Here is a 17,393-nt window from a genome sequence, read left to right on the forward strand (position 1 = left end):
TTCAAATACCGCTTTGCAAGCTTGCTGAGTCTTTTTATGATAACGGTTACAATTCAGAAACCTGTTTTTCTTTCCGGTATTGCCCGGGAGAAACCTGCTTCTCTCGCTTGAATACGCGCGAAAAATATTTTTCGTCCTCGTACCCTACCTCTCTGGAAATTTCAACAACTTTCTTATTCGTTCCGGCGAGCAGCGCCGCGGCTTGCTCCACTCTCTTCATCGTGACGTAATCGATAAAATTCATCCCGGCGGCCTCTTTGAACTTCACAGAAAAATACGAAGGGCTCATGTACAGCGATAGAGCAACCTCCTGCAACGAGATGTCTTGCTTATAATTTTTGTCGATAAACCGAATCGCTTGCTCGAGCTGGCTGCCGGAATCGTTTTTCGCCCGCTTGCATACCCCGGCAAGGCTATGAATGATAGAAAACAGCCAATCTCTGATGTCGAGAATGCCTACCTTTCTGTTTAGGAGGGCTGCAAGAACGTTAACTTCCCATTCGGGTCGAATGTCAAGCTTCTTATCTTGCAATCTCTCGTTCAAGCGCAGCAGCACGTTTAGCGCTACCCTCTTCACGTCAGCAATCGTTGCCATTGAATCGATCGCCGCCAACATGTAACGGTCCAAAGCCTGGACCAGTGAGTCCATATGATTCATGTCGATCCACAGCTGGATGTCGTCGTACTTGGGAACTTCTACTGGCTTGTCGCTTAGTGACGCCTCCATTTCATCGAACGCATAACGGCGAGCCGAACCATGGAGCAAGCCGTAATCGACCATCTTCATAGCTTGCCTGAACGAAACTTCGATCGCGGAGCCTGGCACCTTAGCACCAATCCCTGCAATAACGTCAGTGTGCACATCCATCAGTTGTATGAATTGGCGCTGAGCGTCCGGCCATGGAAGATCCCGCTCTAATTCAGAAGCTGATCGGGGGATGCAAGCGACAAGGATGTTCTTTCCGATCTCCGCGATTCTCCATTCTAAGTCGGCTGCTGCCCGGCTCAGCTCAGCATGCAGCGAGGCGATGCCTGCGGGTGTATGCAGGGCAGCGACAAAGTAATCGCCAATGAGTTCCTCTGCCGAAGAAGGCTCGCCTCGCAGTCGATTTCCCAGCTCGACCGCTGCATTTTTCCGAAGCGCGTCCCTTTGGTTGCGCTCAAGCTCTTGTCTCGCCTCCAGCCGGCCTCTGAGCTTCAGGAAAATTTGCTCCGCTTCATCGAACAAATTCAGCTTGAGCATATACGCCGCAGCTCCAAGAGCGATGCCTTGCTTCGCATAATGAAAATCCTCGTAACCGCTGAGCAGCACAACTTCGCATTCCGGGTCCATTTCCTTGGCCGCTTTCAGCAAATCGAGACCGCTTAACTCGTACATCTTAATATCCGTCATAAGCACGTCAGGCCGAAGATGGGCAAAGCATTCCAGCCCTTCCTCTCCACTGCCTGCCAGAGCCACGACCTGAAATCCCCAGTCCTCCCAAGGCACGGCGTCTTTCAGTCCCTCTCTCAATATTTCTTCGTCATCCACAATGAGCAGAGAAAACATCGTTTTAAGCCTCCTTTACCAATGGAAGTGTCAGCGTTACAGTCGTTCCGCTTCCGTACTCGCTTTCGATGCCCAATCCGTAATTCGCGCCGTAAAACAATTGAATGCGCTCATGAACGTTCAACAGGCCGATATGATCGGAAGGTGTCAAATAAGCGAGCCTCATTTGAATGGACGAAAGCTTGTTGCCTGAAATGCCTACTCCATCGTCTTCTACGGAGATCAGGAGCCGATCTTTGCCATCGGTCCTCAGACGAACGATAAGCAATAACGGTTTATCCTGGCTGGAGGCGTGTTCGAACGCATTCTCGACAACAGGCTGGAGCAGAAACTTCGGCATTTTGTAGTTCTCGATCCCTTCCTCATACTGCTGCACAACCTTGACTCGGGAATTGTAGCGAATTTCCTGAAGCCGGATATAGGCACCGACATGTTCCAATTCCTCTGCCACACGAATGATTTGATTGCCGCGGTATAAACCGAAGCGCAGCAGTTTGCCGGTCGCTTGAATCATTTCCGACGCCTTGTCATTTTGCTTGGTTTTGACGAGCAAGTGGATGGACGTAAAGATGTTATACAAAAAATGCGGGTTCATTTGTGATTGGAGCGCGGTCAGCTGGGCTTCTTTTTTCCGCTTCTCAAGCTCGAAACGCTCCAACTCCTTCTCCTTGATGTCCTCGCTCATGGAGTGGAGCCGATTCAGCATCTTTTTGAAGTTGCGCGCCATATGAGCGAATTCATTGTCGCCCAAATACAGCGCAAGGTGATTCAGCTTTTGCGTCTCAAAGCCGTCCATAGACCGGATCAGCTTTGCCATCGGCCTTAAGATTTGCTTGATTAGCAGTTCTGAAAAAGTCAATGCGAACAGCAGCAGCATTCCGACAACGATCAGGCTGCTAGTCAGAATGCGAACGTTTGAGGAAGCCTCTCCTTTCGAAGGCATGACGTAGACGAAACGCCAATCCGAAGCGCGTACTGCGCTATCGGCGATCATCATGCCGTTAGCCGAGTGTGTCTCGAACTCCGCCCCTCCGTCCCTCAAGCCCGTGCTCGCCAGCCAATCGCGAACACTTCGCTCCGTCTCGAATTCGTGTGGGCTCGACGAGTAGATCAGATTGGCAGAGCGATCGAACAAGTACAAAATGCGATTCGATCGTTCGGCGGACAACTGGATCTTCTCGTCGAAGAAAGGCTGCATCGCCATCTCGATATAGCCGATTTGCTTGAAGGCGCGCGTCTCGCGTCCCGGCTGCGGCAAAAATTTCACTTTGCTGTATAAGACGAGCCTGCGCACTTCGTCAGCGCCTTCATTATCTGCGTCCCAGAAGTAGGTGGCGAATTTGTTCATGAGCGCTTGCTGCCAAGCGTCATTGCTTGAGGCAAGACGTTCCTCGTTATCGCTCGTATAGATTAACCGATAGTCCTCGTCGTAGAATCGGATGTAGCGGATATGATGGGCCAAGATGCCTTTGTTCAAAAGCAAATCGGACATGTCCTTATTGTCCCCGAACGGCGCGGCGCTTGCTGTCAATGTGATCATTTCCTGCTGGATAGCAGGATCAAGGGACAGTTTTTTCAGGAAGATGCTGTAGCTTTCCATCTTGTATTCGATATTGCTCCGAATTTCCCGAACCGTGCCGTAGTCCTTCGTCCGGGCTTCTGTCAGGACGACGTCTCTGAATATAACGAAATTTGCCAAAATGACGATGAAAAGCGGTATGATGCCTAGCGAGAAATAGACGTAAAGCCGTGTTCGCATTCCCGACCTGCGCTGGTATTGCAAGATGAACCGATCGATCTCGTCTGTCTGGGATACATGTTCAATATGCGTCAACAGGCTGCTGAACGCGCTGATGGGGCGAAGCAGCCTGTCGGTGCTCCAATACAAAATAGCGCCGAAGATAACGAAAATGAACAGGCTGAATAAAATGATATGGAACAAGGGTTTGCGAAATTTCGCCTCGATTTCCTTGTCGTTCATCCATAACGAATATTCGAAGTCGCTATGCGGCAAGGAGTACTGTATTTCCAGATAAGAGGAGCTCCGCGCCATATCGGATTCGCTGTCGCCCGCGGCGTTTTGCCTGTAGACAGGGAGTTGTTCCTTATTCCGGATTTCGATCATCATCTGCTGATCTGAGATTAGTTCTCCGAACTCAAGCGCTCCGACCAGATATACGCCGTTCGAGACGCGCGTCACAATGACGTGCTCGGGCTGGAGCTTCTGCCTCGTATGAGACTTGGCTATCAAACGAAGCGCCTCCCGCTTCGTCTTCTCGGTGTCCATCTTGTCTCGGTCAGCCGTCTCTTCGTCGTAGACGGCCCAGTCCGTCGTTCCCTTGCCGATCAGCCAACCGCCCGCCAAGACGTTCAGGCTCTGAAGCTCTCTCATATGGTACAATTCCACGCTCAAGCGATCGAGGACGCGATCAATCTGCTCGCTTCTCTCGTAAGACGTGGTTGGCTTTCCCGCAATCGGTGTTATCTTGGCGCGTAGATCGTAATCGTCTGCCAGCAGCTCCAGCTTCTCGCGCACCACCGAATACGTGTCTCGAATCCGATCGTCGATTGCCAGCAGCTCGCTTTTTTTGGATGCGATGATTTGATCGGTAATCAGTTGTTTGGACACGACGAAGCTGATCCCCGACGATAATACATCGCAAAGCAGCAGCAGCATAAGAGCTTGTAAAAAAACTTTTCGCTTCAAAGTCATAGCATCCGATCCTCGCAGCGGGCTTATATAACGGCAGGCAGGCTTCGACATTCCCGAGCAGAGCTTGCCGTCTATAGATGACTTGCGCCCCTGAATTACTTAGCATTCGCCGCCTCGAAAGCTTCAATGTCATTAACAATAGCCTCGTAGCCGTACGAAGTCCACTCTCCAATAAACTTGTCCCAGTCAGTCTCGATATCCGCATCTCCGGTTACGAAGCTCGAAATCCATTTCGTATACACTTCTTCTGTTTTCGGGCCGTATTTGGCCGTGTTGTTCGTATTGAGGCCAATAATTTCCTCGCGAACGCCATGTTCGATAACGTCCATATAATTGTCGTGAAGAATCGGAAGCACTCGCGGCGACTTTTCTTTGGCAATGCCCGGAAAGATCAGCTGGCGGATGAAATGATGCTCGATGCCGCCGAAGTCGTGCTGCCACTTCTCCTCATTGTACAGGACCTTTCCATCTTGCATCTCGTAATGGATGCCTTCCACACCATTAAGGCTGAGATTCGTTCCTTCTTCGGTAAGCAGCCAATCGAGAATGGCCAACATGCGGACACTGACTTCTTCGTTTTCATTGGCAAGCAATATGCCAGTGGATCCGTAAGGGCTGCCGGAGCTTCTGACCTGCCCCTTCGGACCTGACGGGAACGGAACCGCCAGCGTAACATCCGCATCGGGCTTATATTGCTGCAGCGGAATTTGAATAAAATCTTTGTAATCGATGCCGTTCGCGTTATGGATGATCATGCCTGCGCGTCCTGTCGTAAATTTCTCCCGCGCGTTAGAAGCCTTCAGCAAACCAAACTCCTTGTCGATTAAACCTTCCTCATACATCCGGTGAAGAAATTTCACGCCTTCCTTGAATTCCGGCATGAGCACTTTATGCGTCCATTGCCCGCTTTGCTTCGTCCAACCCATCGAATGTACGCCGGTAAAGGTCGTCAAAATTTGATCAAATGTACCGAGGTCATCCGCTCCGTTCAGAGTAAGTCCTATATTTTTGTTGCCGTCGGGGTCGCTCTTAACGAACGCCTTTAACACCCTCTCCACTTCTTCCCAGGACTTCGGCACTTCAAGATTCAACTGCTCCAGCCAGTCCTTGCGAATGAACAAGCCCGGGTTGGGATAACCGTCGTTGCGCGGAATGGAATAAAAGTCTCCGTTTTCGTCAGCGTATATCGGCTTGGTTCCGAGCTCCTCAGCTTGCTTTAGCTGATCCAAAATGTTGATGAAATGATGTTTCTCCGCAAGCTCCGACACATTGACCGCCACTCCATCTTCAATCAAAGCCTTGTATTGAGCACCAAGATCCGATATCCAGAACCATGGCACAAGTGCGTAAGTGGCGTAATCTCCGGAAGCGATTCGCATGGCGAAATGGTCGATGTTCGGCTGAAAGTCGGCAACCGTAACTTTGAAATTAACGTTGAATTTTTTGCTGATAAACTTCATGACTTCATCGTCAGGATTCACCATAATCGGCCACCAAGCCATTACTTCGATATCCAGCTTCTTGCCGAAAGGGTCCGATTCATTGTCCGTTCCAGCATTCTTCGCAGTTGGAGCTAAAGCGAGCAGGTCCGCTTCTTTCGGATCGTTCGAATTTGCACTGCAAGCGCCAAGGATGGGGACAAAAAACACACTGATCAGAAGCATCGCAAAAATACGCCTTTTCACCGTACAGCCCCCTCAAGCTTTCATAGAAACTAACCTTTCATCGCAACTAACTTAACTGATACAGTTCAAGCCGCCGGAGCTTAGCTCCACCGTCCTTGGAATCATATAACCCCAATCCGGTTGCCGCGGTATCGGGAAATATGAGGTCGGTTATAACGGCAATCCCATCATTGACGAACACCTCTACCGAGGAGCGATCCACAAAGACATGCAGCTTGATTAGTTCGCTCTCCTCCTCAAGCTTCACCGAATGAATGACGGCAAAATTCTCTTGAAAGCCAATTAATCCGGACCGTGTACGGTCTAAATAGATTTCATTGTGTTCGGATTTATAGCCAATTACCGTTTGCTGGGAATCCGACGCTCTGACCTTTATAACGACATCCGAGGCTTCGGCGGAATGAAATTCCGCAATCATTTCAAAGCTTTCAAGGTTCAAGTCCGCCAGACGCGCGTGTGCTTCCCTGAGGGATGTTTCCTCTAGCGCCAAAATAGGCGTTCGAAGAATTTCCAATTCGCGGACGGGCTTCTGAATCAGCCGAATGCTGCCGCTTTGGGATGCCAATGCCAAGCTCCTTGGAACGGTCATCGCGCTTCGCCATCCATCTGTCGGGGTAACGGTGCAATAGTGATGATTGCTCATCCATGCCAGATAAATCCGGCGTCCATCTTCCGCTGGAAGATCGGACCAGCTGACCCCTGCGTAATTGTCGCTGCCGTAATCCAGCCGAAGTACGGTGCCAGCAGGGTTATCGTTCACAAAGGTCTGTCCATCGAAGTCCCCGATAAAATACTGGGTGAGCGACCCTTCGGCATGCTCGGCTCTTCCTCCGACGCTGACGATCATGACCCATTTCGTATGGGCAGAATCTCCATCGACAGGCAGTGGAAACAAGTCTGGACATTCCCATACCCCGTCGTTCAGTCCGTTATTGTGTCCAAATTCGCTGCCAAAGGTCCATTCCTTCAAATTGGCGGAGTGGTATAGACAGACCGATCGTCCCGTGGCCAGAATCATGACCCACCGCTTTGTGCCGGGATGCCAAAACACTTTGGGGTCACGGAAATCGATGAACCGATCGCTCTCCAGAACGGGATTGCCGATATATTTGACCCAGCTTCTTCCGGAGTCGGAGCTGTACGCCAAACTTTGGCGTTCCCTGACGCGCTCTGTTCCCGGCACTTTGTCATGATGGGTGAAAATGGCGACCAAGCCCGGCTTGCCACCGAAAAACCCTGTCGTATCCTCCCAGTCTACCACCGCGCTTCCGGAGAAGATTACCCCGTTCTCATCCGGATACAACGCGATCGGACGATGTTCCCAATTCACCATATCCGCACTGACGGCGTGCCCCCAATGCATGGGCCCTGGCGTTGTGCCGTCCGGGTGGTGCTGGTAAAACAAGTGATATTCTCCGTTAAAGAAGACCATGCCGTTCGGGTCGTTCATCCAATTTTTTTCGGGCGTAAAATGATAGATTGGTCTAAATAAATCCATATGGCGCACATCCTGTCTACTATTTATATGGTAAAAAAGAAAAATAAAATTTTACTCCTTGCGCAGTGTAATGGCGTGTTTCTCGTCTCCGTCCCAAAAGGCAAGCTCGACGACTGCACCCGGTGCAAGCAACGGCTCGCAGCCTTTCAGGTCCAGGAAAGGCTCGCTTGCCATCTGCTGCGTCTCCAGGCAAAACGCTGGATTTGCCGATGGGCTGCGCAAATCCTGATACACTCCCCGCTCCCGCGATGCCTCTATGATGGCAACATTGTAAAATTTGACGCTCTCGTCAGCGGAGCTTGCCACTTCCGAAAGCTCAGCAATCACAAACAACGCTTCGCGATGAGACCCCGATGCCAATAGCCACTTCGTTAACGCAAGCGCGTGAGCGAACGATAAGCAGCCGGAATGTCCGAACGCGAGAGGAAACAGGAGATGGAGTCCGAGCTCAGCTCGCAGCTTGGCACACGGCGCTTCCCACGCTGCTCCCGTCAATTGATGGCAATAGCAAAGCAGACTGGGCTTCCGTTCCGGCTCCTCCAGACTAAGTTGCACGAAGGCGGCAAGCGTTTCGTTGCTTACTGCCCTGCCGACATGGCGGATGGTCAAATAAATGTCAGGCTCCATTATCGCGCCTCCCCGCTCTCAAGCGGCACATACTGATGAAGCGCACAGCCGTAGTACCCGCCAAATCCGATTGAAACAGTCAAATAATAGTCTCCCGGCTGCAGCAATCCGTCCTGAACGGAGCAGGCAACGCTGTGAAGGACATCGACATTGTGCATGTGCCCGAATTCCGGCAGCGTCCCCCGATAGATTTTATCGGGAGTGCAGCCGATCGCCATCGCGATGCCAGTCCACTGTTCCATTCCGAGGTTCGTGCAATATACGGCGCAAATTTGTCCCAAATCTAGCGAAAACCGGCGCAGCAGCGTCCGGACAACGTGGCGGACACCAAGGTAAGACGTCGAGAAATACTGCCGCGACTGTTGGGAGGGTTGAGAGGAATCGTCGAATACGAAGCCGTCCGCTCTTATTTCCACACCGTACGTCGCATGGCCCCCTAGACTTGGCTCCGGCGTATACAGCGCGGAGCAAGCGCCGTCACCGAAAACCATGTACCGATTGACTCGTTCCGATGGCTTGCCGGCTTTGTCCGCCGTCACGAAGAGGATAGCCTCACCTTCTCGCACGAAGCTGGCATAAAACCGTTCTGCCAAATGCAAGGCAAGATGCACGGTGGAACAGCCGTATTCGCCGAGCTGAACGACCATCGTGCGAATCAGGCCCATTTCACGCACAATACGCTGCACAGCTTGCCGGTGTACGCTTGCTTCGTTCGTGACGCTTGCCAACAAGACGGCCGATATGGTCAAGCTGCGATCCGCCGCCTGGCGGACGGCTGGCTCAATGACGCGCCTCGCCATTTCCTCGAAGCCAAGCTTCTTTTCGACCGGCACATATTGAAAGCCCTTGCTGGCATATTGTTGCGCTGTACCGGCAAAATCGACGCCAGCCTCCAGCCCTTGGCCGACTGCTTCTTCCACCGTCATTTTAGTCTCCGGAACGTATACGTAGATACCGCTTAACGAAAAAATCGGATCTTTTAATAGCTTGTTAGGAACATCACGAATCAGATCGATCCCCCCGCCTCCTTTTTATCAGCTGCCCAATTCCTTGGCGCCTCCCCAAGTTGCCTCGCCCCTGCAGCGGCATTCATTGCCTCCTATGGGCATACGGCTTCCTCCTGCTTTACTATGGGAATGAACTCGCTTTTAGCGGCTGGACTCACTTGTACACTGGCGGTTCGCGAAGAACCGCCCGCGCATCTATTGCATCCGTGTACTTAACTATTTTTGATTAGCGATGTAACGATCGTACGCTTCTTGCACATATCCGATAAACTCGGGCAGTCCCGCTTTTTCAAGCTCCTTTTTATAGGCGTCCCATTCCTTTTCAATGCCGCCATCAATAATCCACTTTCTCCGGTTCGTGTCAATTAGTCCATAAACTTGAGGCGACAGAAGCGCCATTTTATCCGCCGTTTCTGCTTCGTAAAAAAGAGTATGAGGAATAAACGGATCATTAAAATGCTTATCCAAATACCCAACGGCTTTCATATCGTTCAAAATATCTTGTGCGTCCTGCGGATACTCAACCACCGTATCGTAGTAATCCGTCAAGATAGCAACGGGCGTATTTCCTTGAATCGTATTTCTCGCCCGCATATCGTTATAGGTATCTAGGCCGTCCTTTAACGTATCAAATACCATAACGCCCTTCTCGTTCTTTTTATATTGGTAGCCGAGCGGTCCCCAGTTCGTCTGAACCGACCATTCGGGATCATACATTTTATCGACCCATGCAAGCACCGCCGCAGGATTCTTGGTCTTGGTCGTCAACACGAATGATAGCGGATTGTGCATTTCAACCAAGTTTTCCCTGCCGCCATATTCGCCGCCCGGTCCCTTCAAATACGGAACGGGAACATAATCATGGGCTACCTTCTCGCCCGCGACATCGAGAACCGAAAAATGCACGACGGAACCTACTGTCACTACTTCGTTCCTCAGCTTGGCTTGAAGCTTTGGCCCATCCGTGATAGAGAACTCGGGATCAATGAGTCCCTCTTTGTACATTTCATGGAGATATTGAATGCCTGATTTGTAGGCTTCCGTCGAAGCGGTATTGAAAATCTTTCCGTTGCTGTCCAGGTCCATGCTGTCGCCGCGATCGACCTGTCCCCATAATCCGAAGAACTGGCCAAAATCGGCATTATTTCTCCATGAACCAATACCGGAATTGGCATTTTTGTTGGCAAGAGCCAGCCCGATTTCGTCTTTAATGCCATTCCCGTTCATGTCGTTCTCGACAAATTTCTTTAACGTATCGCGATACTCGTCTATCGTCGTCGGCACGGGAAGATTCAATTTGTCCAGCCAAGGCTTATAGATAGAAAGAATCCCCTGATTCGTAATTAGGCCAAACATTTCTTCGATATACGGCAGCCCGTAAATATGTCCATCCGGCGCTGTAATTAACGCCCGATACTCGGGTCTTTTCTCCAAAACTTTAGAGAAATAGGGCATGTCGTCAATATAATCCTCGATCGGAAGGAAAATGCCCGACTTGACATTTTTCATCACTTTCCCGATGCTCATCGTACCTAAAAACGCATCCGGCAAGTTGTTTCCAGCCAGCATCAGATTCACTTTCTCGTCGACGGATTCGTTAGGTATCTCTTCCCATTTGATTTTGACATTGGTCGGAGTCACCTCGCTATACTTCTTGAACCAAAGCATTTCTTCTACCGGCAAATTTCTGGGATCCTTGCCCCGTACGATCGTAATGCTCGTTGGTGCATTGGGATCCGTTGATTCGACTTCATTTGTCTGGTTATTGCTGTTTGCCGGGCTGCTCTCGGCGCAGCCTGCCAGCAAGCTGACGGATACGCAGCCGATTACAAAGGCTTTCGTCCATTGGGTTAATTTCATAGTTTACAGACCTTCCCTTCGAATTTTTATTTGTGGTTTATTTCCCTTGCCGCTTGGCTTCCAAACCCTCCAGATCACCTCCCCTAAAAAGTTTTGTGGCGATTATCCCTTAATCGATCCGATCATGACGCCTTGCGTGAAATACTTTTGCAAAAACGGATAAACGATGAGCAGCGGCAAGCAAGCCACAACGATGACACCGTACTTGAGCTGCTCCGATATGCGCTGTTTCGCAGCAAGCGACATCGGATCAATAACCATGCGAGAACCCGCTTCATTCATAATCAGCAGATTGCGGAGTATAACCTGCAATGGAAACTTCTCATTGCTTGTTAGATAGAGCATAGGCTCAAAGAAGGAATTCCAATGGCCGATGCCATAAAAAAGCGCCATAACCGCGATGATGACCTTCGATAAGGGCAAAGCGATGGAGAAAAAGAATCGAAAGTCCGAGCATCCGTCCATGACCGACGCTTCCAGCAGCTCTTCCGGTATGTTGCTCTGGAAGTACGTTCGCGTAATGATGATATTCCAAACGGAGGCTGCCACTGGCAAAGTGATGGCCCAGACGGTATTAAGCATGCCGAGATTGGAAATGAGCAGATAGGTTGGAATGAGTCCTCCGCTAAAAAACATCGTGAAGGCAAATAACAGCATGATGGGCGTCTTGCCCGCAAGCCCTTTACGCGACAGCGCATAAGCACAAGGAATGGTAACAGCCAGATTAATGAAGGTTCCGATAAACGTATACATAATGGAATTGAGATAACCGTCCCATAGCGGCTTGTAAGCGAATATTTTTTTGAAGCCGTCAAGATAGATCGATTCTGGGAAAAGGAGCAAACCGCCGCTGTTCACTTGATCGGGATCCGTGAAAGAAGCCAGAAACACGAAGTAAAGCGGATACAAAATAGCGATGGCAATGATGCTCATAATCGAATAATTAAACAGGTTAAATAATTTGTCGCCTTTGGATTGGCTTATCACTTTACCCACTCCTTACCACAGACTGTTCTGGGTCAGTTTTTTGGAAATAAAATTCGTCACAATCAGCAATACAAAGTTGATGACGGAGTTAAACAAACCGATGGCAGTCGCCAAACTGTACTGCGAATTCAGAAGTCCCACCTTGTACACATAAGTCGAGATGATCTCCGATGCCGGCAAGTTCATTCCTTGCTGCATAAGAAATGCCTTTTCCCAGCCGACCGCCATGACGCTGCCGACGCCGAGAATGAGCAGAATCATAATGGTAGGCGTAATAGACGGGAGGTCGATATGCCATATCCTCCGTACGGTTGTGGCTCCGTCCACGGTGGCTACCTCGTGTAATTCGGGATTAACCCCGCTTAATGCCGCCAAATAGATGATGGCGCTAAAACCCATCGTCTGCCATACGCCAGAGGCGATGTATACGCTGCGGAACCATTCGGCCCGCGCCATGAAATTAACGGCGTCTCCGCCGAACATCGTAATGAGATTGTTCACGAAGCCCGTGCTTGGAGCCAAAAACACATTGAGCATCGATACGAGGACGACCGTGGAAATAAAATACGGCGCATAGGTAATGGTCTGCACGAAGCGTTTGAATAGCTGCCTGCGAATTTGATTAAGCAGCAATGCGAATAAAATGGGAATAGGAAAGCCGATCAAAAGCGAAAAAACGCTAAGTTTTAACGTGTTGACTACGACATTCGTAAATACATATGAATTAAAAAAGGTTTCAAAGTGCTTGAACCCTATCCAAGGGCTTCCCAATATTCCTTGAACCGGATTGAAATTTTTGAATGCAATGATGATGCCGTACATGGGAGCATATTGAAATAAGAAGAGATAGACTAAGGCTGGCAATAACAGCACATATAATTGCCAGCTTTTCATGACTTGCTTAGGCGCCAATTTATTCATGATAGCGGTTAGCCTCCAGTTCGTTTGTCATTCGGTTTGACGAGTCTTGCCAATTTATATTTGCGCGTGCCTTCTCGCATCTCGTCGTAAATTCTCGTTCCCGGCAGCCCGATCGACTCCAGCAAAGCGCCTTCCATTTCATGATCCCTTTGCAAAGTAGAATAGCGTCTATTCCCCGTCAAATCGCTGGATAATAACACATTTTCCGTAATGTCCTTTTCGAACGCGAAGTCGAATCCAACACCTCGCAAATATTGCTCTCCCTCTTCAAATTTGGACAGGGGAAGATCGTCGGCATAAATGAACGTGCCGCCAGGCTTCAATACGCGGTACACCTCCTCGTAAAAGCGGTGCACATTAGGAAACAAATCCGCGGCTTCAATCGTCAGCACAATATCGCAGGAAGCTGTGCCGATAGGCAGCAGCTCGGCGTCTCCGACAAAGAAGTAAGCGTTCTCATGACGGTTTCGATTTTGGCAGAACAAGACGTTCACTTCGGTCAAATCCATACCTACGACGCTTTTGGGATGAAACTCCTTACAGAGCGCAGCCACGTTGCCGCCCCTGCCGCATGCGATTTCCAGCACGTCTTTGCCGGTAACGCCAGTGTCTCCGATCGCTTCCCGCAGCAGACGAACCGAGTTCCGGTGAACGGCATGCGCCTGAAGCTCTTCGCGTTCCTCTAAGTCCGCATATCCCCAATTCACGAATGTGGAGAAACGAGATAACCCGCTTGCTTCCAACGTCTCGTGTATCGAGGTAAACATCCGTTTAACGGAGTCCTTGTGCTCCGATTTTCGCTCGTCATCGAGCATCAATCGATAAGTTCTCCCTTCAACAGGATAATAAGAATGAAGACAGGCGGGGCATACCCACGATTCGACGCTGTCGTCCAATGCTGCCTTGCAACGGGGACATGCAGCTACAATGCCGGACATAGGCCAAATCCGGCTGCTCATGCCTCCCTATCTCCCTTGGTGAAATGCCAGATGTGAAACGTCCGTTTGCCTTGCTTCATCTCCTCGTACCTCTGAGTGCCAGGTGCTTCGAGCCATTCCAGCACTTCCTGCTCGCTTTCGAACGAACCTCGCAGCGCAGACATCCGATTGGCCAGCGCCTTTTCCCCCGCCTTCAGCACATTGGCTGTAATATCCCGGGAAGCAATCTGTGTGAATCCTAGCTCCTGAACAACCGCAATATTTTGCTGAAGGTCTGCTTCATCCATGACGTCGGCGTAGAGGAACAAGCCGCCAGGCTTCAATACGCGCCGCGTCTCTCGATAAAATTCGCTTATATCAGGGTACAAATGAGAGGACTCGATATTCAGTACGACGTCGAAAGCATCGTCTGCGAAGGGCAGCTGTTCTGCATCCCCAACGACAAATGAGGCCTGAGCATATCGATTGTTTGCCGCGCAGAATGCAATATTGGATTCTGTCAAATCCAAGCCTACCACCTGTCCAGGTCCATATAACTTGCACAAGGCGCTAACGTTGCCGCCCCTGCCGCAGCTTACTTCCAGAATGTTTTTGCCTATGAGCTCGCATCCCTTGACTACTTCCGACAACAAACGGATAAACAGCGCGTTCGCTCTACTGGCGTCCTTGTCGTCTTCTTCGTGTTCGAGAGGGGCATATCCCCAATTATTAAAGGTCGAAAATCGCGACAAGCCCTTATCCTCCAGCGATTGATTAATCGCGCTGAACGTCCGTTTAACCTCCTCTTTCTGCTTGCCTACGTTTCCCGATTGAAGCATGACGGGCTGGCCCGCGACTTTTTCGAAACGCAGCTCGCAAGCAGCGCATTCCAAGCGGTCTTGATAATCGGTAACATTGCCTTTGCATTTGGGACATGCTAGCGCAATCCCTGATGTATGCCATTTGATGCTCAATTTGACTCCTCCTCGGTTTGTTTATCGTTTCCGCTTGCGTGATCTAGCTATCAGCCGTTCGCGCTGCTATAGTTGCGTATCGCCTTGTTCCACAACACCCGAACGCTAATCAAGAGAAGCACGGGCGCTGCGGCGCCCCACATCATCTGATCTATCCTTAAAGCGTTCATTGCAGCGAGTGGAGCGAAATTCGTAATGACAAGGAACGGCAGCACATATACACCGATTCGCTGGATCCATCTGCCGTAGATAGGCATCGGCATATTGTTGGCATCCCAGATTGCGTAGAAAATGCTGGATAATCCGCCGGTATTCACAAACCAGAATGAAAGCAGCGCCGGAACGATCATTAGGCAATACGTGATTATGACGCCGATGCCAAGGAATAGCATATACAAGACGATAGAATACGCCGTGAGTGGGATCTCCATTGCGTTCCAGCCGATTGCCACCATTGCAACGCCTGCGACCACGTTCGGGATTGGCATGCCCAAATCCAAGTATCGGAGCGAAACGAGAAACTGCAGGGAGATCGGCTTCACAATCATCAGGTCGAGCGAACCGTTTCTTACGTACTCGGGCATGCGGACGAAATTCGTAAAGAACAGGCCAGAGTACACGCCAGTCATGATGGTGTACGTACCGACGAACATAAGCATGCCATCAGGGGTAATGCCGTCAATATGCAGATCTGTTTTGTACACAACCACAACGTAAAGCAGCTTCGAAATCAGATAGGCTAGCTCCACCGCCAAGCCAAGCACGAAGTTCGCGCGATATTCAAGCTGGGCAATCAAGCAGTTTTTGACGAATAGCCCATAAATGATCAAGTAGTTATTCAGCGTGCCGAGCCGACCTTTCAAATCTCATCCCCCTAAACCGAGATATTTCTTCATCCCAACGCTCCATATCATTCGCGAGCCGGCAAATAACACGCCAATCCACAAACCTTGCAGACCAAGCCCCTGAGCAATTTCATGTCCATTCAGCTTCCCATTAATGACGTTCGTCGGAAAATAAATCGAATATTTAAACGGGAGATAATCCAGCAGTTCGTTAATCGTCTCGCCAAAAACTTCAATCGGAAATATGCCGCCGCTAAGAATAATGATTAAAAGGCCCGTCAATTCAAAAAAATAAGATATTTCTGCGAGCCAGAAAGCAATTGCCGCAACGGTATACGAGATAAGAAAGGAGAGCAGCAGGGCCAGAGTCACCGCCGCGACAAACAAAGCGACTCTTTCTATCGTCAAGTCCACACCGTACAAGTTCGCGAATACGATTAGCAAAATGAAAATGATGCCGTGCATGACAGCGAAAAAGAACATTTTCTGCCCAAGAAGGCCAAACAGCTTTAATCCGAAATAGCTAGCAGGCAATATTAAATGTTTGTTGAGCGCCCCATCTTTAATGTCGGTCCCGATCGAATGGTCTGTATTCGAGGACACGATTCGGGTTACAATGGCTGCGACAATCGTATAGAGAATCATTTCTTCATACGAATAGCCAAAAAATTGCCCGTCAGGCGAACCGGCAAATACAGCCGTCCATATAAAGGTTTGAATGAGAATCGGAAAAAACGCGCTGACGAGCGAAAAGGCAAAGTCGAAGCGGTACTCCAGCGAGGTCTGAATACCCAGTTGAAACACCCGTAAATATTTACCGAATGGGTTCATGCAAGCTCCCCCTCCGATACAACGATAAGATGACGTCCTCGATGGGGACATCCTCGATCGTAATGTCATCGATCGGGAACCTGCCTAGCAGTTCTCTGGACACTTCTTGGATACGCTCCCTCCCAATCTCCATCGTGACGACTTGACCATTCGACTGCATCACTGTTCCATAGGGAGCAAGCCATTCTGCTTCGACGCTGCTTGCAAACTTAAGCTTTACAATCTTTTTCCTGTTCATCCAATCGTCAATCCGATTGAATTCGCCATCGAACACGAGACTTCCGTCGCTAATGATAATAGCTCGATTACACAGGTCTTCAATATCTTTTAAATAATGGCTCGTTAGCAGAATTGTCGTTCGGTGCTGCTCGTTGTACTGCTTTAGAAATCTTCTCACCCTTTGTTGTGTCTCAATGTCGAGCCCAATTGTCGGTTCGTCGAGGAAGAGAAGCTTTGGGCGATGAATGAGCGCTGCTATCAGTTCCATCTTCATCCGTTCTCCCAGAGAGAGGCGTCGGACCTGCACGTTAAGAATCTTACCGACGTCAAGCAGCTCTACGAGTTCATCGAGCGTTTCCCGATACTGGCGTTCCTCCACTTGGTAGATGTAACGGTTTAATACGATCGACTCGGAAGCGGGCAGATCGGTCCATAGTTGGCTTTTCTGCCCCATCACGATTGCAAACTGCCTCTTAAACTCTTTTTTTCGTTCATACGGCTTGTAGCCAAGCACCGAAACATCTCCGCTTGTCGGATGGAGTATTCCCGACAGCATTTTAAGCGTCGTCGTTTTTCCTGCCCCATTCGGTCCAAGGAAGGCTACCATCTCGCCTTCTTCGATCGAGAAGCTTACCCCTTTCACCGCTTCTTTCACAAGCGTATTCCTGCGAAACAAATTTTTCAGCGAATGCAAGACGCCGGCTTCTTTCGTATAGTAGGAGAAGCTTTTGTATAACTCCTCCACGTGTACATCCTTCAA

General features: G+C 49.9%; 14 protein-coding genes. All 14 read right to left on the reverse strand.

What is annotated here, in order from left to right:
• Positions 1 to 46 precede the first annotated feature (46 nt).
• The 14 genes from BBD42_RS25165 to BBD42_RS25230 all read right to left on the reverse strand — a co-directional run bounded on the left by BBD42_RS25165 (position 47) and on the right by BBD42_RS25230 (position 17,393).
• Positions 47 to 1,549: a response regulator transcription factor gene (locus BBD42_RS25165; RefSeq protein ID WP_099520387.1), complete on the reverse strand. Its 1,503-nt coding sequence runs from the start codon at positions 1,547 to 1,549 to the stop codon at positions 47 to 49.
• 4 nt (positions 1,550 to 1,553) lie between these two features.
• Positions 1,554 to 4,262: a sensor histidine kinase gene (locus tag BBD42_RS25170; RefSeq protein ID WP_172455620.1), complete on the reverse strand. Its 2,709-nt coding sequence runs from the start codon at positions 4,260 to 4,262 to the stop codon at positions 1,554 to 1,556.
• Between the two features lie 95 nt (positions 4,263 to 4,357).
• The gene (locus BBD42_RS25175; RefSeq protein WP_099520389.1) at positions 4,358 to 5,947 is read right to left on the reverse strand and encodes a type 2 periplasmic-binding domain-containing protein; all 1,590 of its coding nucleotides are present in this window, start codon (positions 5,945 to 5,947) and stop codon (positions 4,358 to 4,360) included.
• 46 nt (positions 5,948 to 5,993) lie between these two features.
• Positions 5,994 to 7,445, reverse strand: coding sequence for a glycoside hydrolase family 32 protein (locus BBD42_RS25180; protein WP_099520390.1), 1,452 nt, complete (start codon positions 7,443 to 7,445; stop codon positions 5,994 to 5,996).
• Between the two features lie 51 nt (positions 7,446 to 7,496).
• The gene (locus BBD42_RS25185) at positions 7,497 to 8,072 is read right to left on the reverse strand and encodes a hypothetical protein (protein WP_099520391.1); all 576 of its coding nucleotides are present in this window, start codon (positions 8,070 to 8,072) and stop codon (positions 7,497 to 7,499) included.
• Entirely contained in the window at positions 8,072 to 8,998 is a 927-nt protein-coding gene (locus BBD42_RS25190) for a hypothetical protein (RefSeq protein WP_099520392.1), read from the reverse strand. The genes BBD42_RS25185 and BBD42_RS25190 overlap by 1 nt, the downstream gene beginning before the upstream one ends.
• 297 nt (positions 8,999 to 9,295) lie before the next feature.
• The gene (locus BBD42_RS25195) at positions 9,296 to 10,939 is read right to left on the reverse strand and encodes an extracellular solute-binding protein (RefSeq protein ID WP_099520393.1); all 1,644 of its coding nucleotides are present in this window, start codon (positions 10,937 to 10,939) and stop codon (positions 9,296 to 9,298) included.
• Between the two features lie 102 nt (positions 10,940 to 11,041).
• Positions 11,042 to 11,872, reverse strand: coding sequence for a carbohydrate ABC transporter permease (locus tag BBD42_RS25200; RefSeq protein WP_099521798.1), 831 nt, complete (start codon positions 11,870 to 11,872; stop codon positions 11,042 to 11,044).
• 66 nt (positions 11,873 to 11,938) lie between these two features.
• Complete coding sequence (locus BBD42_RS25205; protein WP_099520394.1) at positions 11,939 to 12,847, reverse strand: ABC transporter permease; 909 nt, start codon at positions 12,845 to 12,847, stop codon at positions 11,939 to 11,941.
• A gap of 8 nt (positions 12,848 to 12,855) precedes the next feature.
• Positions 12,856 to 13,806: a class I SAM-dependent methyltransferase gene (locus tag BBD42_RS25210; protein ID WP_099520395.1), complete on the reverse strand. Its 951-nt coding sequence runs from the start codon at positions 13,804 to 13,806 to the stop codon at positions 12,856 to 12,858.
• A complete protein-coding gene (locus BBD42_RS25215; RefSeq protein WP_099520396.1) occupies positions 13,803 to 14,738 on the reverse strand; it encodes a class I SAM-dependent methyltransferase in 936 nt (311 codons plus the stop codon). The genes BBD42_RS25210 and BBD42_RS25215 overlap by 4 nt, the downstream gene beginning before the upstream one ends.
• A gap of 50 nt (positions 14,739 to 14,788) precedes the next feature.
• The gene (locus BBD42_RS25220) at positions 14,789 to 15,601 is read right to left on the reverse strand and encodes an ABC transporter permease (protein ID WP_237163226.1); all 813 of its coding nucleotides are present in this window, start codon (positions 15,599 to 15,601) and stop codon (positions 14,789 to 14,791) included.
• 3 nt (positions 15,602 to 15,604) lie between these two features.
• A complete protein-coding gene (locus tag BBD42_RS25225) occupies positions 15,605 to 16,414 on the reverse strand; it encodes an ABC transporter permease (RefSeq protein ID WP_099520397.1) in 810 nt (269 codons plus the stop codon).
• On the reverse strand, positions 16,398 to 17,393 hold the full coding sequence (locus BBD42_RS25230) for an ABC transporter ATP-binding protein (RefSeq protein ID WP_099520398.1): 996 nt from the start codon (positions 17,391 to 17,393) through the stop codon (positions 16,398 to 16,400). Before BBD42_RS25230 ends, BBD42_RS25225 begins: the two co-directional genes overlap by 17 nt.

This window comes from Paenibacillus sp. BIHB 4019 (genome assembly GCF_002741035.1).
GTDB lineage: Bacteria > Bacillota > Bacilli > Paenibacillales > Paenibacillaceae > Pristimantibacillus.